Here is a 23,575-nt window from a genome sequence, read left to right as displayed (position 1 = left end):
GTTCCGGGGTAGGGGTAGGCTCCGGCGTGGGAGAGGGGGTGGCCGCTTCGGCCGGCGGAGAGGAGGGCGGAACGGCGGCCCCGGAGGAGCCGTCCGGCGTCCGGCCCAGGGCGGGAATGAGGATCAGCGCCAGGCACACCACCAGGGCGGAGGCCAGCAGGGGAAGAGGAGAGGGGCGGCTTCTTTTTCTATCCCGCCGTACCCGTTTGGGTTGATATTGAGAAGAGGACAAGAGCAAGACACCTCGTTTTTTATAGTAGTGGGGAGGGCTGGGCCAGAACCAGCTCCTCCAGCTGTGTGTAATCGGAAAACGTCCATTGGGGCGTCCAGGGTGTGGTGTTGGGCAGGCCCCTGGGGTTGTACCAGGCGGCGGGCAGGCCGCAGTCCAAAGCGCCCCGTATGTCGGTGGACAGGTTGTCCCCCACCACCAGCACCCGCTCCCGCCGGGTCACCCCCAGCTGCCGGAGCACCGGCTCAAAAAAGGCGGGGGAGGGCTTGGCCGCCCTCACCTCCTCCGAGATGAACAGGTAGGGGATCACCTCCGCCAGGGGAGAGCGAGCAAACCGGCCCCGCTGGGCCCGGGCCACGCCGTTGGTGATGATGGCCAGAGTGCAGTGGGGGGCCAGGGCCCGGCACAGCGCCTCCGCCCCCGGCAGCAGAAAGGCGCCCTGGGCCAGCCGGTCTAAGTAGTCCCGGTTGAAGGCCACCGGGTCGTCGTCCCGTCCCATGGCCCGGGTGAAGGCGGCGAAGCGCTCCACCACCAGGAAGGACTGGGTGACTTCGCCCCTGTCCAGCCGGGCCCACAGGTCCCGGTTAATGGACAGGTAGAGGCCGCGGGTAGTGTCGTCGTCGGGGTAGCCCCGCTCCGCCAGCACCTGCCGCAGGGCGGCGTCCTCCGCCCGGTCGAAGTCAAACAGGGTATTGTCCGCGTCAAAGAGGAGAAAATCAAAGTTAGCCATGGTCAGCCTCCTGCCGTGCCCGGCGCTTTTCCTGGGAGACGATGATCAGCCGCATCAGGGAGGACACCATCAGCACCCCGGTGGCCAGCGCCCCCGCCAGACCCAGGGTGTGGAGCAGGGTGGAGAGAAACAGAGAGGTCTCTCCGCTCATGGCGTACTCCATGGTGTAGTAGATCCCGCCGCCGGGCACCAGGGGAAACAGGGCCACCAGCAGATAGCTGGTCACCGGACACTTCCGCAGCCGGGCCATCAGCTCCGACCAGGCGGAGATCACCAGGGCGGCAAAAAAATACTGGATAATGTCGCTGTGGACCAGCGGGGCGGTGAGCAGGTAGCACAGCCACCCCAGGGCCCCGCCGCCGGCGCAGATGAACATGCCGGCCCCGTGGATGTTGAAGAGCACGGAAAAGCCGATGCAGGCCAGGAAGGCCCAGAGGCAGGGGAGATAATAGGTGAACTGGTCCATCTTACCCTCCCATAAACATCCCGGTCAGGCCCAGGGACAGGGCGGTGCCCAGGGCGATGGCCGCCCCGATGAGCAGGGCCTCCGCCCCCTTGCTGATCCCCGCCACCATGTCTCCCGCCATAATGTCCCGCATGGCGTTGGTGATGGCGATGCCGGGCACCAGGGCCATCAGCGCGCCGATGATGATCCGGTCCAGATTTTCCCCCAGCCCCAGGCCGGTGAGGAGCACCGCCGCCAGGGCGGAGGCGGCTCCGCCGGCCACGGTTTTGAAGAACAGGTTGGCTCCCAGCCGGGAGATGAGGGTGAGGCACAGGCCGATGACCACCCCGCACAGCCCGCCGCACACCCCGTCCGCCGGGGAGCCGCCGTAAAACAGGGAAAACATGCCGCAGCCCAGAAAGTAGGCCAGCAGCTGCACCCACAGGGGATAGACCCGGTGGTTGCGCCGGATGTCCGCCATCTGTTCCAGCGCGTCGTCAAAGGGGGGCGCCTGACTGCACAGCTTGCGGCACAGGCCGTTGTACTGCTCCAGCAGGTAGATGTCGGTGCCGTGGGCGGGCATCCGCCGGATCTGCGTCAGGGGCTCTCCCTGGGGAGAGGTGAGGCTGATGATAATGCAGTTGGGGATGGCGAATACCTCCCCCTGCTCCACCCCGTAGGCCTGGAGCAGGCGGCGGATGGACTCCTCCACCCGGTAGATCTCCGCCCCGCTCTCCATCAGCCGGTAGCCCATTTCACCCACCAGCCCCAGCAGCTTGTTGTAGTCCAGCTCCAAACAGAGCACACCCTTCCTGACCCAGAAAACGGCCTCCTTTCCGCAGGCGGGTGTGGAACTATCCCACAGACGGAGGGGCCGGTAAAAAAGTTGACGTAAAATCGGGAAAAATATTATGGATGCAGAAAAAAAGACCGCCGCCCGGGGCGGCAGTCTCTCAGACCGCGATTAAAACGCCCGCGGAGGAGCCCTGCGGCTCGCTCCGCGGTTATTATATCACACAAGTTCTCCAAATACGATACCAAAATCCGGCCAAAAACAAGAATATGTTCCGTCATTTTTTTCGCCAGGCTAACAGGAAGGCGGAGTTGACGATCACCGCCACCGACCCGGCGTTGTGGACCAGGGCCCCCACCACCGGATTGAGCACGCCACTGATGGCCAGCAGGATGGCCGCAAAGTTCAGAGCCATGGAGAAGGTCAGGTTAAGCTTGATGGTGGTCATCATCCGCCGGGCCAGCCCCAGCAGGTGGGGCAGCTCCTTGATGTCGTCGCTGACCAGGGCGATGTCGGCGGCGTCCACCGCGATGTCGCTGCCCACGCCCCCCATGGCGATGCCCACCATGGCCTGCTTCAGGGCGGGGGCGTCGTTCACCCCGTCTCCCACCATGCACACCGGCATGCCCGCCGCCTGGCTGCGGGCGATCCAGTTCAGCTTGTCCTCCGGCAGGCAGCCCGCCTCCACCTGGGTAATGCCCAGCCGGGCGGCCACGCGGCGGGCGGCGTTTTCGTGGTCCCCGGTGAGGAGCACCGGCTCCGCCCCCGCCGCCCGCACCCGGGCCACCGTGTCCGCCGCGTCCTCCCGCAGGGTGTCGGCCAGAGCCAGCAGGCCCGCCGCCGTCCCGTCCAGGGCCAGGAAAATGACGGTACAGCCCTCTTTCCGGCAAGCTTCGGCGGCCCGCTCCGCCTCAGGGGGGAGGGTAACCCCCGCCTCCTCCAGCAGGGCGGCGTTGCCCGCCAGCAGCTCCACGCCGTCCACCAGGGCCCTCACCCCCCGGCCGGGGAGCATCTGAAAGCCCTCCGCCTCCGGGATGGCCAGCCCCTGCTCCCGGCAGCCGCGCACCACCGCCCTGCCCAGGGGATGCTCCGAGCGGGCCTCCGCCCCGGCGGCGGCGGCAAACAGCCGCTTTTCCGGCCACTGGGGGAGCAGGGAGACCACCCGCGTCACCTGAAGGGCCCCCAGGGTGAGGGTGCCCGTTTTGTCAAAGGCCGCCTTGCGCACCAGGGCCAGCCGCTCCAGGGCGTCCCCCTCCCGCACCAGAAAACCGTGGCGGGTGGCGTTGCCGATGGCCGCCATAATGGCGGTGGGGGTGGCCAGTACCAGAGCGCAGGGGCAGAACACCACCAGAATGGTCACCGCCCGAATGAGTTCCCCCGTGAGCAGCCAGGTGAGGACGGCGGCGGACAGGGCGATCACCACGATCCAGGTGGCCCACCGGTCGGCCAACCCCACGATTTTGGCCTTGCCTGCGTCGGCGGACTGGACCAGCCGGACCATCCGCTGGATGGAGCTGTCCTCCCCCACCTTTTCCGCCACCATGTCGAAGGAGCCGAACTGGTTTACCGTGCCGCTGGATACCGGATCCCCGGGGCCCTTGTCCACCGGCAGGGATTCCCCCGTCATCACCGCCTGGTCGATGGCGGTCTGTCCGGCCCGCACCACTCCGTCCACCGGTACCGTCTCCCCCGGCAGCACCCGCAGCAGATCCCCCACCCGCACCTCCTGAGCGGGGATCACCTGCTCCCCCTCCGGCGTGAGCCGCCGGGCGGTGCGGGGGGTGAGGCGCACCAGCTTTTCAATGCCCGCCCGGGCCCGGGCCACCGTCAGCTCCTCCAGCAGGGCCCCCAGCTGCATGATGAAGGCCACCTCTCCGGCGGCAAAGATCTCCCCAATGCACACTGAGGCCACCAGGGCGAGGGACACCAGCAGGTCGGCCTTGATGTCAAAGGCGGTGACCAGTCCCAGAAAGGCCTCCAGCAGGATGGGGACGCCGCACAGCACAATGGCAATCCACGCCGGATCAACGGGCAGGGGGACCGGTTTGAGCAGACTGGCCAGCAGGGCCAGGGCGGACAGAACCAGGAGAATCACATCTTTTTTCACACCACCCCACGCCAGCAGGGCTTCCAAACGGGACATATACACGCCTCCTTATACCAATAGGGGTATGGGTATATTATACCCATAGGGGTATACCGTGTCAAGAAAAAAGACCAGCGCCCGCCGGTTCTCGGCGGGCGCTGGGGGAGGGGTGTAGTTGAGGGGAGGGAGGGGTTACAGTCCGGAGGTAAAGGAGTACAGGCTGCGGCCCAGGATTTTTTCCATGGCCCGGCCCAGGGCGTAGGTCTTTTTTTCGTCCACGCCGGTCTGCACGCCCATGCCGTTGACTATGGTGACAAAGTCCTCGGTGGACACAAGGCCGGTGCGGCTGCACTGGAAGTAGTAGTCCCCGGCGCCCTTGACGGGCACGCCGTCCAGGAAGTTGGCCACCTGGCCGCCGATGCCGCCGATGGTGCAGTCAAAGGTGCGCACGCCGGCCAGCATGGCGGCGTAATAGCCGGCCATACCCATACCCCGGATGTCGTGGATATGGAAGGAGTGCTGGGCGGGGTCGGGGTGGCGCTGGAGGATCACCTGGAAGTAGTTCAGGATATCCGTGGGGGTGGCGATGCCGTCGGGGTCGGAGTGCTCCACCTCGTCAAAGCCGATGTCAAACATCCGGTCCACAAACTCGTAGGCCCGCTCAATGGGGACCTTGCCCTGGATGGGGCAGCCGAATACGGTGCCGATATTGCCGGCCACCTTCTTGACGCCCATGTCGTGGAGGGCCTTGACGTTTTTCTCCGCCTCGGCAAAGAGCTGCTCGTGGGTGCGGCGCATGTTCTTCATGGCGTAGGCCTCGCTGGTGGCGATCTGGCCGGTGAGCACCCGGTCGATCTTGGCGCCCTTGTCCAGCAGGCCGCCCACCCGCTCAATGGCCTTGGGGGTGAGAGCCAGCACGGTGTACTCCACATCCACGTCCTTGGGCAGGCGGAGCAGCAGCTCATCCACGTCCTTGAACTGGGGCACATAGGCCACGTGGCTGATGGAGCCCACCTCGATACGCTTGAAGCCGGCCTTGATAAGCTGGTCGGCAATGTACAGCTTGGCGTCCAGGGGGACGTAGTGCTCCTCGTTCTGGAGTCCGTCCCGCATGGTGATGTCAATGATGTCTATTTGCTCAGGGAGCTTGATTTCCATATGTTGTCACCTCAAACGATCAGGCAAGGAACTGGGCCAGGGCGGTCATCTGCGCCACGATGAAGGTGGAGGCGTAGTAGCCCATGAACTGCACACCAGTGTGAATGCCGAAGAAGTTGTTCAGGATACCGCCGAACAGGCCCACGATCACGGCCACGAAGATGCCGAACAGTCCGGCCTCATAGAAGGCCAGCATGCAGATAAGGCCCAGGAACGCGCCGATGAGGGCCTCGTGGCTCACATAGCGGAACATGGCGGCGGTCCACTTGCGGGCCTGCTTCATGGACAGGGGGTAGGCGAACAGCGCGCCGCAGATGATGCCGATAAAACCGTAGAGCAGGTACTGTGGGATGCCCAGAGCGCCGTGGATATCAATGTTGTTGAACAGGGGGAAGGCGGGACCCAGGGCCACGGGGGACAGAGGCAGGCCGAAGGCCACCAGGGGGATGAGCAGCTCGCCGATGTAGGTGGCGTTGCTGACGGCGTCCTGGATGCCCAGGCCGGTGGTGGTGCGGTCGTAGAGCTCCTTCTTCCGTGGGGCCAGCAGCTCGCCCATCAGAACGGTCATGCCCACCGGGGAGAAGGTGAAGGTACAGGCGGAGACGGCGGAGGCGCCGGCCACATAGCCCATCTGGTTCTTGGTAAAGTAGGAGAAGGGGTTGGGGAAGCCCTTTTTCTTCTGCTTGGGCTCCGGGGCCAGCCAGATCTCATTGGGGCGGGTCCGGTGCTGCAGCTCCCGGCGGCTGGGGATCAGCACGTTGAAGAGCTCGGCGATCATGGGCCCGATGGTGATGCCCATGAAGATGGAGATGAACAGGGTGCCGCCGGTGGCCTCCACCGCCAGGCGCTGAAGCCCCTGGATGAAGAAGGCGAAGGGGATCAGGGACACCACCGCGCCGAACTTGGCCTTGGACATGAAGGCGATGAGCACCGCGCCGATGGTGAAGATCAGGCCGCTGTACTGGGAGATGATGTCGCTGAGGGGCGCCAGAATGGAGGCCATCAGCAGGGAGACGGGCAGGGCGATGATCGAGCCGATGACGGAGCCGGAGGCCAGCTTCCGCATGGCGATATGGGGGATGCCCATTTTCTTGGCGATCTCGCAGTTGTGGACCATGGGCACCGCCATGGTGCTGCCAGGCAGGGCGGCCATGGCGGTGGGGATGGTGTGAGTGATCTGCATGGCTACAATGATGGCCATGAACCAGGCAAAGACCACCACCGGCTCAAAGCCCATCAGCACCAGAACCAGGGTCAGGGGGGCCATGGTGGCGGTTTCATCGGTGCCGGGAATGACGCCGATGATGGAGAAAATGATGCCGCCAATGATAGCGACAAGGATGGCCTGAATCAGCAATCCGATCATACCTGTCCGCTCCCTTCTGCCGCCCGGGCGGCTTTTTCCTTATACTCCGGCTTGTAGTTGGGGGCCCCCTCGGGGATCAGGGCCAGGAGGGCGTAAAGCTCCAGGTCCTCCATCTCGGCGATGACCTTGGGGTCCAGGGTAGCCAGAGCCTGGGCCTCCTCCTCCACAGTGGTGCCGCCGAAGGCCAGAATTTCCGCGATGTCCGCGCTCTCCGCGTGCTCCTCAATGATCCGCTTGGGCTTGAAGAACTTGGCGGAGATGGCGGCGGACAGGAAGCAGCCCAGAATTCCGGTGAGCAGGGCGTAGCCCTTGGCCAGGCTGGCCTCGATATTCTCCATTTGAGAGAAAATGTTGTTTCCGACAAGGTAGAAAGCCATGGTCAGGATGATGCCCAACAGGGCGGCGATACCCAACTGGCTGAGCTTTACGGTATCGCCCCAAACTTCGGTCAGATGCTCATCCGCGCCGGCGGAAGCCTGTCTCTTGTCCTGGTTTTCCATGCGGTTCTCTCCTTTCCTGGTTGTAACACACAGCGGGCCGCCGGAGGTTTAGGAATACTGCTTCATCAGCTCCTGGGCGTATTCCAGGCGGACGTTCTTCTCCGCCACCATCTGCTGGACGATCTTCTCCAGCACCTCGCCCTTGGCGCCGGCCACAGTGGCCAGGTTGCGGGCGTGGAGGGACATGTGGCCCCGCTGGATGCCCTCGGTGGCCAGAGCCCGCATGGCGGCCATGTTCTGGGCCAGGCCTACGGCGGCGATGATCTGCGCCAGCTCCCCGGCGGTCTTGACGCCCAGCATCTTCACTGCCACCTGGGCGGCGGGGTGAATCTTGGTGGCGCCGCCCACGAGACCCACGGCCATGGGCAGCTCGATGGAGCCCACCAGGTCGCCGTCGGCGTTCTTCTCCCAGGTGGCGAAGGGAGCGTACTTTCCGCTGCGGGCGGCATAGGCGTGGGCGCCGGACTCGATGGCCCGGGTGTCGTTGCCGGTGGCGATGACCACGGGAATAACGCCGTTCATAATGCCCTTGTTGTTGGTGGCGGCCCGGTAGGGGTCGGCGGCGGCGAAGGCGTAGGCGGCGATCATCTTATCCGCCACTTCCTCGCCGCCGATGGCCTCCTTTTTGAACACCGCCCGGGCCCGGGCAATGCGGTGGTCGGCCAGGTTGGAGAGGATGCGCAGTTCCGCCCGGCCGCCGGTGAGCTCCTCCAGATAGGGGGCCACCGCCTCGGCCATGGTGTTCACCGCGTTGGCGCCCATGGCGTCCCCGGTGTCCACCAACAGGTGGACGATGACCATGGGCCCCACGATGGAGTCCAACACCCGCACTTCCACGTCCTTCACGCCGCCGCCCAGCTTCACCAGCATGGGGTCTTTGGCGTTGCAGATCTCCGCGATCTTCTCCTTGTGCTCCAGGATTTTCCCCTTGGCGTAGAAAGGAGCTGGCACCTCCAGCAGCTGGATCTGGGAGATCATCACGCTGCCGGTGTAGTCGGTGGTGAAGCCGCCGCCAGGCCGGGCCATCTTGGCCGCGTTGGAGCAGGCCGCCACCACAGAGGGCTCCTCGGTGACCATGGGGATCACGTAGTCCTTGCCGTTGATGACAAAGTTGATGCCCACGCCCATGGGGAGGGTGAATCGGCCAATGACGTTTTCAATCATGTGGTCGGCCTTGTCCATGTCCAGCGAGTCGGCGTTTTGCAGAATGGCCTGCTCCGCTTCGCTCAGGCCGCAGAATTCCGCAACCTCTTTCATGCGGTCCTCGGTGGAGAGCTTAAAGAACCCGGAATAGCTGCTGGTTTTCATATGCATGTGCTCCTTTCGATTGTGTGTTCCGGAGGGAAATTGTCTGCCCTATTCCTATGCAAAGCAAATACCAATTCTGAATAATGATCCGCAAAACATTGGGGCAGAAGGAAAAGCGGCATGGCGCCGAGAGACCTGCTCTCGGCGCCATGCCGCAGGGAGTGCCAAATATGACATCAACTGGTGACAAATTCGGCACTTGTGTCAATTTTGTCACTGAGCTTTCGATAGAGGGTCCGGCGGCTGATCTCCAGCTGCCGGGCGGCCTGCTCCACGTCGCCGCCGCACCGCTCCAGGGCGCTGCGGATGAGCTGCCGCTCAAACTGGAGGGTGGCCTCCCGCAGGGGACCGGCGGGCGGGGAGAAGCCGCTGCCGGAGACGGCGCGGGGGGCTTCCGGCGTTTCCAGAGTCAGGTCGGCGGGGGTGATCTCCAGCCCGCCGCACAAAATCACCGCCGATTCGATGCAGTTGCGCAGCTGCCGCACGTTTCCCGGCCAATCGTGTTCCAGCAGCTGCTGGCCGGCGTTCCGGCTGAGGACCGCTTTTTTCCCGTAGCGCTGGTTATATTCCTCCAGAAAATGGTTGGCCAGGGGCAGGATATCGTTCCGCCGCTCCCGCAGAGGGGGCACCGCCAGGCTGATGACGTTCAGGCGGTAATAGAGGTCGGCGCGGAACTTTTTCTGAGCCACCAGCTCCTCCAAGGGTTGGTTGGTGGCGGCGATGATGCGCACATCCACCGGGATATTTTCCTCCCGGCCCAGCTTTTCGATCTCCCCCTCCTGGAGGACCCGCAGCAGCTTGCTCTGCATCAGCAGGGGCATGTCCCCGATTTCGTCCAGGAAGAGGGTGCCCCCCTGGGCCAGCTCGAACTTGCCCAGCTTGCCGCCCTTCCGGGCGCCGGTAAAGGAGCCCTCCTCATAGCCGAACAGCTCGCTTTCGATGAGGGTCTCCGGAATGGCGGCGCAGTTGACGGTGATCATGGGCTTGTTCCGCCGGAGGCTGGCCTGGTGGATGAGCTTGGCAAAGCCCTCCTTGCCCACGCCGTTCTCCCCCCGGATGAGCACGGTGGCGTCGGTCCGGGCGGCGGTGACCGCCCGGGTGAGCAGGGTGCGGAACCGGGGGTCCTGCCCGATCATCTGAAAGCGGGAGAACGCCGCGTCCAGCTGGCTGGTCAGCTCCTCGGCCACCTGGGTGACCCGCTCCACCTCCCGGCCCAGGCGCCGCAGCTCGGTGACGTCCCGGAAGACCGAGTAGGCCCCGGCCACGGCGCCGTCCCGCCAGATGGGGAACATCCGCATGGAGACGTACTTTTGGACCGACTTAATGAGGTGCCGCTTGCGGGCGGCGGGCTGTCCGGTTTTCAGCACCTTGAGCAGCAGGGCGTCTGGCTCGATCTGGTGCATGTCCCTGCCGATGGTTTTGTGCATGGGCACGCCGATGATCCGGCTGTACGCCTCGTTTCAGGAGGCGGCCGGCCTGGCTTTTTTCCGCTTCTCCTGCTCCGGCACGTCGATATAGCTGACAGCGCCTCCCACGTGCTTCAGGTTGGAATCCTTTCCCCGCTTTAGCTCCAGGGTGCGGGCACGGGCCTTGCACAGGGCCTCCACCATGTTCTGGGGCCGCTGGTCGGCGGGCAGCGTACTCATCCGGTCGAAGGAGCCGCGTTTCCAAAATCTCCACGAGCGGGCCATAGGGCGCTTCCTCCTTGCTTCAGGCGTCCGCCCCTCCGGGAGAATGTCGGTATCTCTCTTATATAAGTCTATAACAGCGATACCGGCCAGACAACTGCACCTGGCACCGTTTGGGGACAGTTGAGGCCGGGGAAGCCTATGAAAAGCAGACGCGCCGAGCCGCCGCGGGCAGACCGGCGCTCTTTTCGTATGCTTCCATACCCAAATTGACAGACAGATCAATCAGTCGGAAAATAGAAAAAGGCCAAACCATGCAGCGGAAAACGAGCAGAAAGGGATGAGCCGCCGGATGGAGGAGTATTTAGATAAAAAAGATTCCTTCTGTTTGTATAAAAACTCAAAATTCTCTCTCTCCTATAAAGTTTTTTCATAAAACTGCCGATATAAAAATTATCTGGCCGGACCATCCTCTGTTGGGTTATGCCCCCATTGGAATGTGAAATTGGAGGTATGATATCATGATTGATCAAATGAAAATACTCAGGGTCTGCTCTATCATTGTCAGCGCTGTCCTGGTGCTCTATGCGGGGATATACGCCCTCTCCGGTCGCTGGCAGCTGGTTGCGATTCTTTTGGTGATGGGAGCCCTGCTTTTGCTCCCGTGCCGGTTTCTGGCCCGGCCTGAGACCATTGGTGGTCTGAGTGCTTTCATGATGATCTGGATTGACGTCATGGTCTTTGTCACACAGCTTTTCTCCCGGGAGCTGGCACCAGGAACCGCCCTGTATATCTGCTCCATCGCGCTCTCGGCGCTGTTTCTGTCCCGGCCGCTGCTGCGGCTGTGCTGCATCAGCAGCGGAGTGCTCTTCATCGTGGAGTGCGGCATCCTCAGCTTGCAGCAGGGCCAGCCGGTGGAAGCCCCCCTGGTTCTAGGCGAGTGCCTGCTGGCGATTTTTGTGGCATATATTCTTCTGGACCAATGTATGAAAAACTGCAACTTCTATCTGGAGGAGGCCAATACCCAGAAAGACGCCTCCACCCGCCTCCTCTCGGAGCTGGACGAGAAGCAGAAGCAGAACCAGCAGGTTCTTGACCGCCAACAGCTGCTCCTGACGCAGATCGTCCAGGTATCAGCCCAGATCTCCCGGGAGGCCAAAAGTCTGGCCGACCAATCTGAGAACCTGGCTACCGGCTCTACCAGTCAGGCCGCCTCGATCGCCAATGTATCCACCGCAGCGGAGGAAATCTATCAGCAGATTTCCGAAACGGCCGGTCAGGCCACCGAGGTCCGGAACGCCTCGGAGGCCATGCGCCGGAACGCCGGAGATGGCAACACCCAGGTTCAGGACCTGCTGGCCGCCATCTCTGATATCGAAGCCAGTGTGCAGTCCATTGAATCCGCCGTCAACATCATTCAGTCTCTTGCGTTCCAGACCAACATCCTGGCCCTGAACGCCGCTGTGGAGGCGGCCCGTGCCGGCAGCTCCGGTAAGGGCTTTGCCGTGGTGGCCGACGAGGTTCGCAGTCTGGCCAGCAATAGCAGCGAGGCTGCCCAGCAAATCATTAAGGTCCTCTCCGCCTGCCGGGAAGCTGTCAGCCGTGGAAGCACCGTGGCTGCGAATACCTCCGCTGTTATGGGGCGGATTCGGCAGAGTGTGGAGCAGGTCGCGGACCAGTCCGTCCGCATTTCAGAGCGGACGGAGGCGCAGCTGGAGGCGGTCAACGGCATCAAGGAGGATTTGGGGCGGGTCTCAGACGTGGTCCAGTCCAACGCTGCCGCTTCCCAGGAGTGCTCCGCCATGGTGCGGGAACTTTCGGAGCAGGCGCATATGCTGGATCAGCTAAGCAAGACATAGGCCTCCTGCTGTATTTGGGGCAGAAAATGTTACGGAATATGACCCAAGAAAAATGGCGGGTGCTCGCATATGCGAGTACCCGCCATTTCAGCGTTTGTGATTTAAAGCGCAAATCAAGTCCAGATCCATTTACCCCAGGGACATATGCGATGGGGAAACATCTGCGGAAGTTTTTCTGACCAAACTGACCACCGTTTCGACCATTGTTTCATTTTCCAAGGGCAATTCTTTCACTTCCGCCCCATTCACAGGAACAGGGAAATTGAAGATAATCTTCCTGATCCAGTTGCCGTCCGGCTGCTTTTCCGGGAACAATTCGATCCGCTCAATGAACGCCCGCATGAACTCCTTCCGGTCCACCTCGGAGGCGGCTTCATAGACCTGATCGAACGCCAACAGTAAGCGATAAATATTGTCACCGGAAATTTTCTCCTGTCGGATACTCCGTATCTGGCTTTGCACATCGTCAATCTGGACTTCGATCTCATCTATTCTACCATATTGCTCGTCATAGCGGCGCTGCAAATCAGAAATTTTCCGGTCATAATACGGGTCATTCACATCCAAACCGTCCATCTGCCGTTCCAGTCGGGTCTTTGTGCCTAACGTCTGCCGAAGCTGCGCTTGTAACGCTTCCAGCTGCTTCTCTAAGTCGTTCGTATCGACAGCGGAGCCGATTTTTGCCTTGATTGCATCCGCAAACCGTGGGTCACTGACCATAGCAGAGATAATTGACGCTACCATGCGGTTCATCTCGGTCTGCTCAATGTTCAGCCGGAAAGTACACTCGTGGCCTGTTGGCGTCACCGTATTCTTGCAGTAATAGTAATAGCGGGTCTTTTTGTCCTTGCTGTGGGCTTTTGCAATATTCCCGTACAGGCTTTTGCCGCAGCAAGGGCATTTCAGAATGCCGGACAGAATATGCGCATGGGTAGGATCGTTAACCTTCTCACGCCGATAAGCATTGACTTTCCGTTTCTCCTGCGCGAGATTCCAATCTTCTTCTGAAATGATAGCCTCATGCTTTCCCTCGTACACGGGAAACTCCGACTGTTCAACCACGTGCATCTCATTCCGGGTACCGATCTTCTTCTCTGTCCGGCGTCTACCATAGGCGATTTTCCCTATATATACCGGATTGTCAATGATACTTTTCACAAAGCTGGCGGAAAAACCGGGAATAGTGCCGTTTTGCCGCAGCTTTTTCACAAAGCCCTGCCGGTTCAGATATTTCGCCACGCCGCTGACACCATCGTTGGTGTGAATATAGCGGTCAAAGATGGTGCGGATCACGTCCACTTCATCCTCAGCGATCAGCAGTTCACCTTTTTCAAGACGGTATCCATAAGGGGCAAAGCCGCCGTTCCATTTTCCTTCACGGGCTTTCTGCTCCCGTCCAGCCATCGTCTGTGTCCGAATATTCTCACGCTCTATCTCTGCCACCGCAGAAAGGACAGAAATCATCAGCTTGCCGGAATCCTTGGAACTGTCAATGCCATCTTCCACACAAATCAAATTGACACCGAAATCCTGCATCAGCTGCAAAGAATTCAGTACATCGGCAGCATTTCTTCCGAATCGAGACAGTTTGAACACCAGCACATATTCCACGCCATCTTTGCAGTCCTGAATGTCTTGCAGCATCCGCTGAAATTCGTGTCTGCCCTGAATATTCTTGCCGGAAAAGCCTTCGTCAGAATATTCGCCAGCCACTACCATATCTTCGTATTCAGCGTATTTTCGCAGCTTATCACGCTGAGCATCCAGACTGTATCCGTCCACCTGCATGGAAGTAGATACCCGTGTATAAAGATAGCATTTTGTTTTAGTTTTCTTCATACGGGTCGCCCCTTTCTTCCATCTCTGAACATTCATCCGTTACTTTCTTCTTCGCCAGACCTTCATTCTGAATGTAGTACTCCAACAAACGGAGCACATATTCCGGCGCATGGCGGTTATCCAGTTCCCACTCTGTCACAGTCCGATAGGGAATCTGAAAATATTTACAAAATTCCTTGCGGTTCATGCCTGTACTTTCCCGCAATTCTTTTATTTTGGTTTTGCAGTCCATTTCTTTTACCCCATAAAGCAAAAATACACGTTGCGTATTTATTATAGCATACGCCAAACAAATACGCAACGTGTAAATCAAATTTATATCAAGCGGCTTTGTCAAATTCCTGATACACCGAAACGGGTTGCTTTCCCGATACCACAGAACGTGTGCAGCCAGCATTCGCAGTCTCCTGCATCTGCCCCAATAGCTGCGGACCATACTTCTGCAACAGCCGCGACATCACATCAACACAGCGGTCAAACGCCGCATTATATTTCGGATCATCATAAACTTTGCTCAATAGGCCGCTCCTTTCCTCTATGGCTGCTCTGCGCATAGATGTTCAAAACTTCTGCCGGTATCTGTTCCAAAATCGCCACGGCACTGTCATAGTCGCGCCGCAGCTTGAGGTCTTCGATCTGCTTTAGGGTGCTGACTTTCTGCGCCGATGCAAGAGATTCTTCCAGTTCGGCATTTTTCGTTTTCAACCTTTTGTTTTCGGATGCTGTTTTCGTGAAGGCTACGCCATATTTCCGCAGCAGTGTGTCCATCTTCTCCACGCTGGGAATATAGGTATCCAGGATCTTACAGATTTCCTCCGCCCGGCTTTTTGCATTAAATGGAGTAATGCCAGTGAGCAGTTGCCCCAGTTTTTCCTTCTGTTTGGTCAGTCGGGTCATCTCCTTGAACACGCGGGGCGGAATGTGGTCGCGCCCGGTCAGGCTGGCGCTTTCGCCGCGCTCCAAATCCGGGAATTTCTTGACCATGTGTTTCCAGAACTCATCCTGCCACCAGGTCAGCTTCTTTTTGTTGCCCATAATGTCTTTGGCGCTGAGCCTGCCATCTTCCGTAAGCGGGGCAAAACAAAGGTGCATATGGGGCGTTTTCTCGTCCATATGCACCACGGCAGATATAATTGTCTCTTTGGATTGATGCTGTTCCAGAAAGTGCAGAGCTTCCTCGAAAAATGTCCGAATCTCAGCCCGCTTCTTTCCCTTGAAGAACTCCGGGCTGGCAGTAAACAGCGTCTCGATCATACGGATACTGTCCTTCCGGGTACGGCATCCGGCGGCAGAAATCTGCCGTTCCGATTCCGTCCGGTACTTGCCGGGCGGTTTGACAAGATGGAAGTTGTACTTGCTTCGGCTGGTATCCACATCGGGATTGCTGGCGTACTTTTCCTTTGTGCGCTCGTTATGGGCCTCGATATTGCCGATTTCAGGCCCCTTGTATTTTGCAAATCGCATAATCGCATATTGTGCTTTTTCCATGCTCAATCCCTCCGTTTCTGCCAGACAATGTCATAGCCCAGCACATCAGCCAGCTCCACGGCCTCCCGATACCGCAGTGATTCCCGCTGCAATTTCCCGGAAAGATTGGATACGCTGTCGCTCCAACCATATTCATCGTGCAGCTGGTCAACGACTTCCTGCATGGTGTAACCGGCGCGGATGATCTGCGCCTTGATTTCGTTTCGAATACTTGATTTCATGGTAATCCTCCATTTTTGCAAGTGACGCCCTTTGTCACTTGACAACTAAAACATGATTTTCTGTTGCGTCATAAAAAGAACCGGCTACGCTGGGGAGCACACTGGCTTTGGTCAATGGTGAAATTTGTGCAAATGCTGTTTTGCGATAGAAATGGCTTCCTGCGTATCGTTGGTCAACGGCGGAATATTCAACTTCGCGAAAATGTGGGGTTTTTCATCGTTCGGGCTGTATCTGCGCGAGATAGTGCAGCGTGTGCACAGTTCCACGAGTCGCTATTTGATGAACTGTGTGCAGATAACAGAGAAACATTTCGCCGTTTTGAGATTGCTTCAAAAGATACCTGCAAAATCACCTCTTTTGCTGACCGTTTTAGGTGTGGTCAAAATGACCACACCTACTTCGTCCTGCTAAAGTGGTCGGGTTCAAAATGACACCAACCACTTCACATCACAAAACCGAGAATATTTACATGGTTCTGGTCGTACCCAAAATGGGCACGACCACTTTATCCGCATGAAGCGCCTCTAATATATGAGGTAGCAGGGTGAATCGCTGCGTACATACGTACCGGCGACCAGAGCGAAAATCAATCCCGCCAGTCTTCCGGTACGTACGTACACTGTGAAGCGTCCGTAAACTCGTTTATATGCGGCCTTGCCACCGCCTCAATGCCCATAAAGCCCCACACCCGGCGTCCTGCCGAATTGGTGATCGTGTTGCAGTGTTCCAGATTGTACTTGCCGCAGGCTGCCACCAGCGCATCGCTGAAGCTGCGGCGTTTAAGAGCAGTCAGACTATTTTCCTCACACCACATCCGATAAATGTCGTAGCAATCCTTTGAGCTGATGGACGCATCCGCTTTCAGCCGGATGTAGCCCTCGGATTCCAGAAAGTCAAACACATTGTTGTTGTCCCGCTTAACGGCCTCCCGGTTCTCTTTGGTGCGCTGGCTTTCGGTGAACTTGAAGTTGTTTGCCACCAGCCGCTGCAGTCCCGCAAAGGCCCAGAGGAATATGCCCTCGATTTCTGCCTTCATCTTTTCGGAAAGGTCGGGATCATCCACGCGGTCAACAGGTTTCTCTTTGGTGGTCAAAATCAACTGCCGCCGATAGAAGCCGTCGCTTCGGTCAAAGAGGGCCTGCAAGTCGCCGTTGCTGAATGCCAGCAAGCGGGAAGACATCCACCCCTGATAACTCTGCTTGCCCTTGCGCTCCAAATCCATCTTACCCTGCGCGGTGACGATGGATTTAACGTAGTTGGTCTGCCGCAGCGCCTCCATCCGCATATCGTCATCGACACACAGCAGAATGTGTTCCAGATCAGCGCGGGCGAAACGGTTCTCGGAAATTTTGCCGATGCTGCCATCTTTCATATTGCTGCCGAACAAGGCGGACAGCACCGCGCCGATCTGGCTCTTGCCCTCGCCGCCGCTGCCTTTGATAACCATCATCCGCTGGCCTTTGTTGCTGGGGATCAGGCAGTAGCCGATATATTCCTGCAAAGTCGGAATGTCCTCCGGGTAAAGCAGCCCATCCAAAAACGCCAGCCAGCGGGCTGGTGTGGGAGCACCGGGATTGTAGGCCACCGGCAGACGACAGCGAACAATCTCCGGCTTGCCCTCCGTAAAGGAGCCATCCAGCATTAGCGCCCCATTTGCCAGATGAATCCGGTCTGCCTCCGGCGGGAAGTCCTCCAGCAGTGCAGCCAGCTTCATCAGCTCTACAATGTTGCTGATCTTGCGTGGGATATTGCTCACCGCGCAGCAGCGCAGTTCGTCAAAGATTTCGCTGCGCAGCGGCAGATCATCAGTCACACGGCCATCGGGCGTGAAAAAAGCCCCGTTTGTGTAGATGATCTTGTGTCTGCTGAGAAAATCATCACAAAACAGGGCTTCGTTGATGCTCTTGCCGTCAAACCAGATGGGCTGGTTGGCCTCACGCGATTGCTCGTTCTTCGCCACGATGCTGCACCTCCTTTTCCAGACGTTTCAGCCGCTGCTCCAGTGCGGCGATGGTTCCGTCCTTCAGGAGCATATCCACCGCATTCACGCGCTGCTCCAGTTCCGCAAACATGAGCACGTCCAACAAATGATCTATATACTCGATCATATGACACGCCTCCACAAAGCGGTCGTCCAGGTCGTCCTCCGGTGATTGCGGGGCGTACTCGATCTTCCAGTGTTCCAGCAGGTGCAGATAATCGCACAGCACCCGCTGGCAGTACATCTCCTCATCACGAAAGGCCCGCGCCAGCGGATAGGGCTTTTTCAAGGCCATCGCTGCCGGGGGCTTGTCTGGGTCGAGGCCGAAGTCATAGGCCAGCTTCTTTGCAGCCTCGTAGCTGCTCAGACCAAACAGCCTTGCCACAAAGTCGATCACGTCCCCGGTGGCCCCACAGCCGAAGCAGTAGAAATAATCCCTGTTCAGCTTCATGCTCGGATGCCGGTCATCATGGAACGGGCAGCAGATCATATCGCCCCGGTTGACCTTGCAGCCGTAGTATTCGGCAGCCTGCTTCACAGTGACAGAAGATTTTACAGTTTCAAACAAATTCATAGGCTTTGCCCTCCATTATTTATTGACGGTATCTGCCCGTCTGCCTGAATATACGGGGAAAAAGCCTATAGACCGAAAAATCCGCTAAAAGTGCAAGAAATGAAAAAATGCCGCTCTGAAATCTTGCAAAAATGCAAGACCCACAGAGCGGCGAAGGCAGCGGAAAGCATTTGCTCGCGCTGGTTTTATAAGGTATAATGGATAAAGAGAGTTTTCAGAAAAGAGGTGCGTCACATGGAGGGAGCCTATCTGCCCGGCAATGTCCGGCAACGGATGCAGGAACTCATGAAGGAACATAAAATTACCCAGGCACAGCTGGCGACCCGCATCGGCAGCACCGAAAGCGCCATCAGCCGGTTTGTGAGCGGCAAGACCGATAAAATTAGCACAGAACATTTGCTCCGCATTGCAAAAGTGTTTGAAGTCTCCACAGATTTCCTGCTGGGGGAAGTCAACACGCCCGATCGGACAAATTTTGATATTGAAGAACTGGGCCTGTCGGTGCAGGCTGCGCGGAACCTGTACACAGGAAAAGTCAATGCGGAGATTGTCAACCGTCTGTTGGAAAGCCCGCGCTTTGCAGAAGTCACCTACATGATCGAGCAATATTTTGACGATACGCTGGCCGCCGGTTTCGCCGGACAGAACCAGATGCTTACTACTCTCAGCACCATGCTGCGCCGGAACAATAAAACAGACGCTGCTGTGCAGGCGGCCAGAACTGTCAACCGACAGAAAGTTCCTGTATATCAGGCAGACCTGACGATGATACAGAACACGTTCATAGCTGCGCTGCGGGAAGTGAAGAAAGAACTCGGCAACGATTTCGCAGCGGCGCAGTCTTTGACCAGAGACGTCACCCAGCAGATGTTCTCCGAGTTGACAAAAGGCCAGGATGTCCAGGCACCGACCATCACACCGGAAATGATTTCTGCCGCCGTTACCCAGAGTGCGGCAGGAATGGACGGTGTGCAGCAGGAAGCGTTAGACAAATTTGGTCAGGCGCTGACGGAATTTCTCCAATCCACCTTAGACCACGCGCAGGAGAAGCAGAATGCCGACCCGGAGCAATGAGCAGCTGTGCAGGCTGGCGCAGGCAGGGGATACGGCTGCCCGTACTATTCTGCTGGAAAACAATCTGGGATTCATCCGAAAAATAGCGCTGGAACAATATCAGGGCATGGGGCTGAATGAAAATGATATTGGAATTGATTTAGATGATTTGGTGCAGGAGGGAAGTATCGGCCTGCTGAACGCGATCCCTTTGTTTGACGCCGGACGCGGCATGAAATTTCTAACCTATGCAGCACCAGCGATCCGAAACGCCATGACAGACTGCATCCGCGCCGCCCTCGCTCAATTTGAACAACGGATGGTGGATAAGAGAGACGGCCCCGGCTTCCAGAGAGTATATCTGGATGACGTTCTCTCAGATGATGAACGGATGCTGCGGATTGAGGCCATAGCCGACCCTCACACCCAAACGCCGGAGCAAATCTATATCCAAAAAGAACAGCTGACGGAACTGTATGCTGCGCTGGACAAGCTGACTGCCAGAGAGCAAACCTATCTGCTGTACCGCTATGGCTTTACCGATGGAATCGAGCACCCGCTGATCGGTGCGGCGCTCCATTTCCACCTCAGCGAGAGCCGGACAAAGAAGGTGGAAGGCAAGGCGATGGATAGCCTGCGCGGGAAACTGTCATGGTGGTTCTGATACGATGGTAAGCAGCGGCTGACGGGGGCTTTGATATACCTTTGTTCCGCAGATGACACGGCTGGCAGACAGTACATATTCGCACCGCCTGCCAGCCTTTTTCTGTCGCTTATGCCGCCCCGCAAGGGGCAACCTTTCCCGCCAGAACGCCGCAACTGTAGCCACACTTTCCGGGGCGTGCTACAATTCCGGCTGCCATCTGCTCCACAAAGGTATAACACACTAGACTTTCCGGGGAAAGTCGTGTGCCACGAAACCGCCGGTTTCTTTGGATTCTTCCGGTCAAAGGGGAACTCTATCCCCTCTGAACACCCCAGACAAAGGAGAACGCCGTTCCCCTTTGGAATCCCCTTGCCAACAGGGATGCTGCTCGACCCTATTGGATGACCCAGAGCAAAAAGTAAGCAATTTCCTTTGACAGTAGGCTACATCAGCCTATCAGATGTTCTGAAAAATGTAGTTGAAAAAGCACTGTGTCAATCAGCATATTTCTTGAAATTCTCAGCTTGCTCCATTACTTTTTCAAAAACCTCTTCGTCCCACTCAGGGGGATATCCGTTCTGATATAGCAAGACAGTCAATTCCATATTAAGTTGATTTTTAATATCATCTCTGGTAGACCAATCAGCAAATTGAGCTTTATCATCAACAAGTTCCTTGATTTTCTTAGCCAATACCACACATTTTTCATCGGCATACGGAAAACCGTGGTCATCTCGCACCTTGACAAGAATGTCATAAAAAGCCTTCTCTTCAAAACTAATTCCCATCTTTTGAAAAGAGGACTGATCTTCTTGCAGATCCCTTAAAATTTGTAGCAGTTGGTCGGACAGATCATTTACAAAATCAGAAACCACCTCGTTGGTAAATACCAACTTATCTCTGCTGTTATAATCATCAACTACTTTGCGGAGACGCTCATCAAACTCCATAGCTTTCACTTTGTTAGTGCGCCCATAAGCGCTAATAGCTTTACGGAGCAATTTCAAGAGTGCATTGAATTTTGTGATCGGAAGTTTTACCGTATTCAGTTGTTCAATAAATTCATCGCTGAACAGGTCAACCGACTTGTGTTCATCTACAACATTTTCAATTCCAGTACAGGCAATAGCCTCGCGAACCATATTTTCTACAACTTGGTTCATCGCTTCGGCGTCAGGGGCATTCCCTTTGGTTTGCTTGTAAATGATAGATCGGATAGCGAGATAAAACTGAGCTTTTGCCGTTTCTTCATCTGTCAGCTCACCAGAGGGGAAGCAGATATTGTAAGCACTTTTCAACCTTCGAGACAATCCCATAAAGCGCGTTTCGGTGTCTTTCCGACTTTGAACGTACTCTGCCGCACTGTTTAAACAATTCAGCCTTTCTAGGGGTTCCCCAGTAAAAAATTTACTTGCATTAAATCCAAGCAGTAAGTCATCAATCATTTTCAAGTGATTGCGAAAAATGCCAATTGTAATATCAAGTTCATCCACTGGACTTTCTTGTGGACCACCATATTTTTTTATGGCTTCCATCATGTCATTCTTGATACCAATATAATCTACAACCAAGCCTTTGTCTTTGCCATCAAAAACACGGTTTACGCGAGAAATTGTTTGGATAAGGGTGTGCTTTTGTAATGGTTTGTCAATGTACATAACAGCCAAAGATGGCACATCAAAACCAGTAATCCACATATCAACAACAACAGCAATTTTGAAATTGGAGTTATCATTTTTGAATTGCTTGTCCAGCATCTTGCGGTATTCTTTTGTTCCGCAAGCCTCATACAACTCCTTTTCGTCATTAGCCCCTTGTGTTGCAACAAGGTTAATTTTCGGGAGGGGAGACAACTTATCTAGTTGTTCTTTTGTCAGATCATTTTCGTTCTCTGCACGACGTTTTTCTCCCCAGGCAGGACGAATTGCAAGGATATCTTTTAGAAGACGAAATGCTACACCTCGATCGGCACAGACAATCATTGCTTTTTGTACAACGTGTGGCTTCTCAGCACAAAGAGCTTCATAGTGCAGGACAATATCCTCAGCCAATTTTTTTAGGCGATCCGGGTGGCCTAGAATAGCCCGCATTCGTGCCATAGCTTTTTGGCTTGCTTCAATTTGCTCGGTCGTAGAACCTTGTTCAGCACAACTTTCGTAATATTTCTGTATTTCTTTGGCCTGTTCCTCTGAAAGAATAACACGCGCCAAACGCGGCTCATATGCAATGCGAACTGTAATGCCATCGTCACTGGATTCTTTCATGGTATAGCTGTCTACCACATCGCCAAAAACGGCTATTGTCTCATCAATTGGTGTTCCTGTAAAGCCACAATATGTAGCATTTGGAAAGCTATCTCGTAAATATTTTGCAAAACCATACGTAGTAAATACGCCCTTCTCTGTCTTTTTCAGCTTCGAACCAACACCAGTTTGAGTACGGTGAGCTTCATCGGAGATACAGATGATGTTGCTCCGAGCAGACAAAAGGCCAATCTTCTCACAAAACTTTTGAATAGAGGTTATATAGACTCCACCGCTAGGTCTATCCTTCAATGTCTCAGCAAGGTCTGCACGAGATTCAATACTCCTCACATCATCTTCGTGGAGGTACTTTTTTGCTGTTGCAAATAGTTCCGCTGTCTGCGTATCCAAATCTTCACGGTCAACGATTATTACAATCGTCGGATTGTTAAAGGCGTCAGGATCGCGTAGGGCAATCATCCGCGACAGAAATAGCATAGTATAAGTTTTGCCGCATCCCGTTGCACCAAAATACGTGCCACCTTTACCATCTCCTTCTGGCCGGAGATGCCGCTTAATATTTTCCAGCATTTTGTTGGCTCCGAAAAACTGGGGATAACGGCAAACAATAGCCTCGCTTTTCTTGCTATCGTCTGGATAAAACACAAAATCGCGCAGCACACGAAGGAGGCGCTCTTTTGCAAAAGCACCTTCAATCATCGTAAATAGCGAGCTTACACCGTTTGAAACTTTATCTTGTTCATTGGCTTTATTCCAGGCATAATAGTATGGGTAGGGCGTAAAGATGCTGCCCATTTTTGTGTTGGCTCCATCGCTGATGACCGATAGGAAGCAATACTTCATCAGTTTTGGAATATCCCGAGTATAGCGAATAGTAATCTGTTCCCAAGCGTCATGGGCATTCGCATCCTCATTGATTGCTGACTTAAACTCAAAAATGGCAACCGGGATACCGTTAATAAACACAAGCAAGTCCGGTCTGCGCAGACGCTCGCCCTGTACGGAGTACTGATTCACCACTTTGAAAATGTTATTCTCCGGGTGGTCGAAATCAATGTAATCAATATGAAGCGCCACCTTGCTCAGATCGTCCCGCTGCAGATCAAACCCTTCATTAACTAGCCAGAAAGCAGCACGGTTTCCCTCATAAAGTGGAGACGCTGGGATGAGGGCCAACTGATTGATGATCTTCCGTGTTTCGGTTTCGCTCAGGCCTTCATGGGCATACCGCCCCTGTAAGAAGGAACGCAAATCCTCTTCCAGCAGGATATCTTCATACTGCCGGTGAATTTTCTCCCCGTGGACATAGATATAGTCTTGCTGCTGGAATATCTCAATGATAGCCGCCTCCAGCTGTGCTTCTGTAAATTGGCCTTTTACAAATTCATAGTCCACGTGATAACCTC

General features: G+C 56.4%; 22 protein-coding genes and 1 pseudogene. 4 read left to right on the top strand and 19 right to left on the bottom strand.

The genetic code is table 11. The features are described 5' to 3' along the window. The 11 genes and pseudogenes from B5F88_RS20210 to B5F88_RS10000 form a co-directional block, all read right to left on the bottom strand. A pseudogene (locus tag B5F88_RS20210) lies at nt 1-232 on the bottom strand (hypothetical protein); the annotation flags it as partial. 19 nt (nt 233-251) lie between these two features. Beyond that, the gene (locus B5F88_RS10045) at nt 252-959 is read right to left on the bottom strand and encodes a YjjG family noncanonical pyrimidine nucleotidase (protein ID WP_087345248.1); all 708 of its coding nucleotides are present in this window, start codon (nt 957-959) and stop codon (nt 252-254) included. Continuing rightward, on the bottom strand, nt 952-1,425 hold the full coding sequence (locus tag B5F88_RS10040) for a threonine/serine exporter family protein (RefSeq protein WP_087345245.1): 474 nt from the start codon (nt 1,423-1,425) through the stop codon (nt 952-954). The genes B5F88_RS10045 and B5F88_RS10040 overlap by 8 nt, the downstream gene beginning before the upstream one ends. A 1-nt stretch (nt 1,426) precedes the next feature. Further along, complete coding sequence (locus B5F88_RS10035) at nt 1,427-2,200, bottom strand: threonine/serine exporter family protein (protein WP_207651602.1); 774 nt, start codon at nt 2,198-2,200, stop codon at nt 1,427-1,429. Nucleotides 2,201-2,474: 274 nt separating this feature from the next. Next, nucleotides 2,475-4,340: a cation-translocating P-type ATPase gene (locus tag B5F88_RS10030; RefSeq protein ID WP_087345242.1), complete on the bottom strand. Its 1,866-nt coding sequence runs from the start codon at nt 4,338-4,340 to the stop codon at nt 2,475-2,477. Between the two features lie 135 nt (nt 4,341-4,475). Next, nucleotides 4,476-5,441, bottom strand: coding sequence for a hypothetical protein (locus tag B5F88_RS10025; RefSeq protein WP_087345237.1), 966 nt, complete (start codon nt 5,439-5,441; stop codon nt 4,476-4,478). Nucleotides 5,442-5,460: 19 nt separating this feature from the next. After that, the gene (locus B5F88_RS10020; protein WP_087345234.1) at nt 5,461-6,807 is read right to left on the bottom strand and encodes a tripartite tricarboxylate transporter permease; all 1,347 of its coding nucleotides are present in this window, start codon (nt 6,805-6,807) and stop codon (nt 5,461-5,463) included. Then, entirely contained in the window at nt 6,804-7,307 is a 504-nt protein-coding gene (locus B5F88_RS10015) for a hypothetical protein (RefSeq protein WP_087345231.1), read from the bottom strand. Before B5F88_RS10015 ends, B5F88_RS10020 begins: the two co-directional genes overlap by 4 nt. Before the next feature lie 48 nt (nt 7,308-7,355). Beyond that, nucleotides 7,356-8,615, bottom strand: coding sequence for a hydroxymethylglutaryl-CoA reductase, degradative (locus B5F88_RS10010; protein ID WP_087345228.1), 1,260 nt, complete (start codon nt 8,613-8,615; stop codon nt 7,356-7,358). A gap of 176 nt (nt 8,616-8,791) precedes the next feature. Further along, nucleotides 8,792-10,042: a sigma 54-interacting transcriptional regulator gene (locus B5F88_RS10005; protein WP_087345225.1), complete on the bottom strand. Its 1,251-nt coding sequence runs from the start codon at nt 10,040-10,042 to the stop codon at nt 8,792-8,794. Between the two features lie 33 nt (nt 10,043-10,075). Next, nucleotides 10,076-10,306 carry a hypothetical protein gene (locus B5F88_RS10000; protein WP_087345222.1) on the bottom strand — a complete coding sequence of 77 codons (231 nt, stop codon included), beginning with the start codon at nt 10,304-10,306 and terminating at the stop codon, nt 10,076-10,078. Nucleotides 10,307-10,764: 458 nt separating this feature from the next. Here B5F88_RS10000 and B5F88_RS09995 point away from each other — a divergent pair, with 458 nt between their 5' ends. Next, nucleotides 10,765-12,102, top strand: a complete 1,338-nt coding sequence (locus B5F88_RS09995; protein ID WP_087345219.1) for a methyl-accepting chemotaxis protein — start codon at nt 10,765-10,767, stop codon at nt 12,100-12,102. A 129-nt stretch (nt 12,103-12,231) separates the two neighbouring features. Here the strand turns inward: B5F88_RS09995 and B5F88_RS09990 are convergent, their stop codons facing one another. The 5 genes from B5F88_RS09990 to B5F88_RS09970 all read right to left on the bottom strand — a co-directional run bounded on the left by B5F88_RS09990 (nt 12,232) and on the right by B5F88_RS09970 (nt 15,650). After that, nucleotides 12,232-13,941 (bottom strand): recombinase family protein, encoded by a 1,710-nt coding sequence (locus B5F88_RS09990; RefSeq protein ID WP_087345217.1) that lies wholly within the window; start codon nt 13,939-13,941, stop codon nt 12,232-12,234. Continuing rightward, on the bottom strand, nt 13,928-14,173 hold the full coding sequence (locus B5F88_RS09985) for a DNA-binding protein (protein ID WP_087151977.1): 246 nt from the start codon (nt 14,171-14,173) through the stop codon (nt 13,928-13,930). The genes B5F88_RS09990 and B5F88_RS09985 overlap by 14 nt, the downstream gene beginning before the upstream one ends. A gap of 88 nt (nt 14,174-14,261) precedes the next feature. After that, entirely contained in the window at nt 14,262-14,459 is a 198-nt protein-coding gene (locus B5F88_RS09980; RefSeq protein ID WP_087151978.1) for a hypothetical protein, read from the bottom strand. Then, nucleotides 14,443-15,429: a MobV family relaxase gene (mobV, locus tag B5F88_RS09975; protein ID WP_087345214.1), complete on the bottom strand. Its 987-nt coding sequence runs from the start codon at nt 15,427-15,429 to the stop codon at nt 14,443-14,445. Before mobV ends, B5F88_RS09980 begins: the two co-directional genes overlap by 17 nt. Nucleotides 15,430-15,431: 2 nt before the next feature. Further along, a complete protein-coding gene (locus B5F88_RS09970) occupies nt 15,432-15,650 on the bottom strand; it encodes a hypothetical protein (protein ID WP_015534241.1) in 219 nt (72 codons plus the stop codon). Nucleotides 15,651-15,713: 63 nt separating this feature from the next. Between B5F88_RS09970 and B5F88_RS21060 the strand changes: the two genes are divergently transcribed. Further along, a complete protein-coding gene (locus B5F88_RS21060; RefSeq protein ID WP_140402087.1) occupies nt 15,714-16,082 on the top strand; it encodes a hypothetical protein in 369 nt (122 codons plus the stop codon). A 155-nt stretch (nt 16,083-16,237) separates the two neighbouring features. Here B5F88_RS21060 and B5F88_RS09965 read toward each other — a convergent pair whose 3' ends face one another. Continuing rightward, nucleotides 16,238-17,611: a phage/plasmid primase, P4 family gene (locus B5F88_RS09965; RefSeq protein WP_087345211.1), complete on the bottom strand. Its 1,374-nt coding sequence runs from the start codon at nt 17,609-17,611 to the stop codon at nt 16,238-16,240. Then, on the bottom strand, nt 17,586-18,206 hold the full coding sequence (locus tag B5F88_RS09960; RefSeq protein WP_087345207.1) for a CHC2 zinc finger domain-containing protein: 621 nt from the start codon (nt 18,204-18,206) through the stop codon (nt 17,586-17,588). The genes B5F88_RS09965 and B5F88_RS09960 overlap by 26 nt, the downstream gene beginning before the upstream one ends. A 234-nt stretch (nt 18,207-18,440) precedes the next feature. On the opposite strand from B5F88_RS09960, the gene B5F88_RS09955 reads away from it, so the two are divergent. Together B5F88_RS09955 and B5F88_RS09950 are read left to right on the top strand one after the other, a co-directional pair. Further along, a complete protein-coding gene (locus B5F88_RS09955) occupies nt 18,441-19,280 on the top strand; it encodes a helix-turn-helix transcriptional regulator (protein WP_087345203.1) in 840 nt (279 codons plus the stop codon). Further along, the gene (locus B5F88_RS09950) at nt 19,261-19,923 is read left to right on the top strand and encodes a sigma-70 family RNA polymerase sigma factor (RefSeq protein ID WP_087345201.1); all 663 of its coding nucleotides are present in this window, start codon (nt 19,261-19,263) and stop codon (nt 19,921-19,923) included. Before B5F88_RS09955 ends, B5F88_RS09950 begins: the two co-directional genes overlap by 20 nt. A 476-nt stretch (nt 19,924-20,399) precedes the next feature. Here the strand turns inward: B5F88_RS09950 and B5F88_RS09945 are convergent, their stop codons facing one another. After that, complete coding sequence (locus B5F88_RS09945) at nt 20,400-23,564, bottom strand: HsdR family type I site-specific deoxyribonuclease (protein ID WP_087345199.1); 3,165 nt, start codon at nt 23,562-23,564, stop codon at nt 20,400-20,402. Nucleotides 23,565-23,575: the final 11 nt, after the last annotated feature.

Origin of the sequence: Flavonifractor sp. An306, from assembly GCF_002159455.1 — a bacterium.
Classification (GTDB): Bacteria; Bacillota; Clostridia; order Oscillospirales; family Oscillospiraceae; genus Flavonifractor.
The sequence above is the reverse complement of the archived record's forward strand: the minus strand, read 5'-3'. Positions and strand labels throughout refer to the sequence as shown.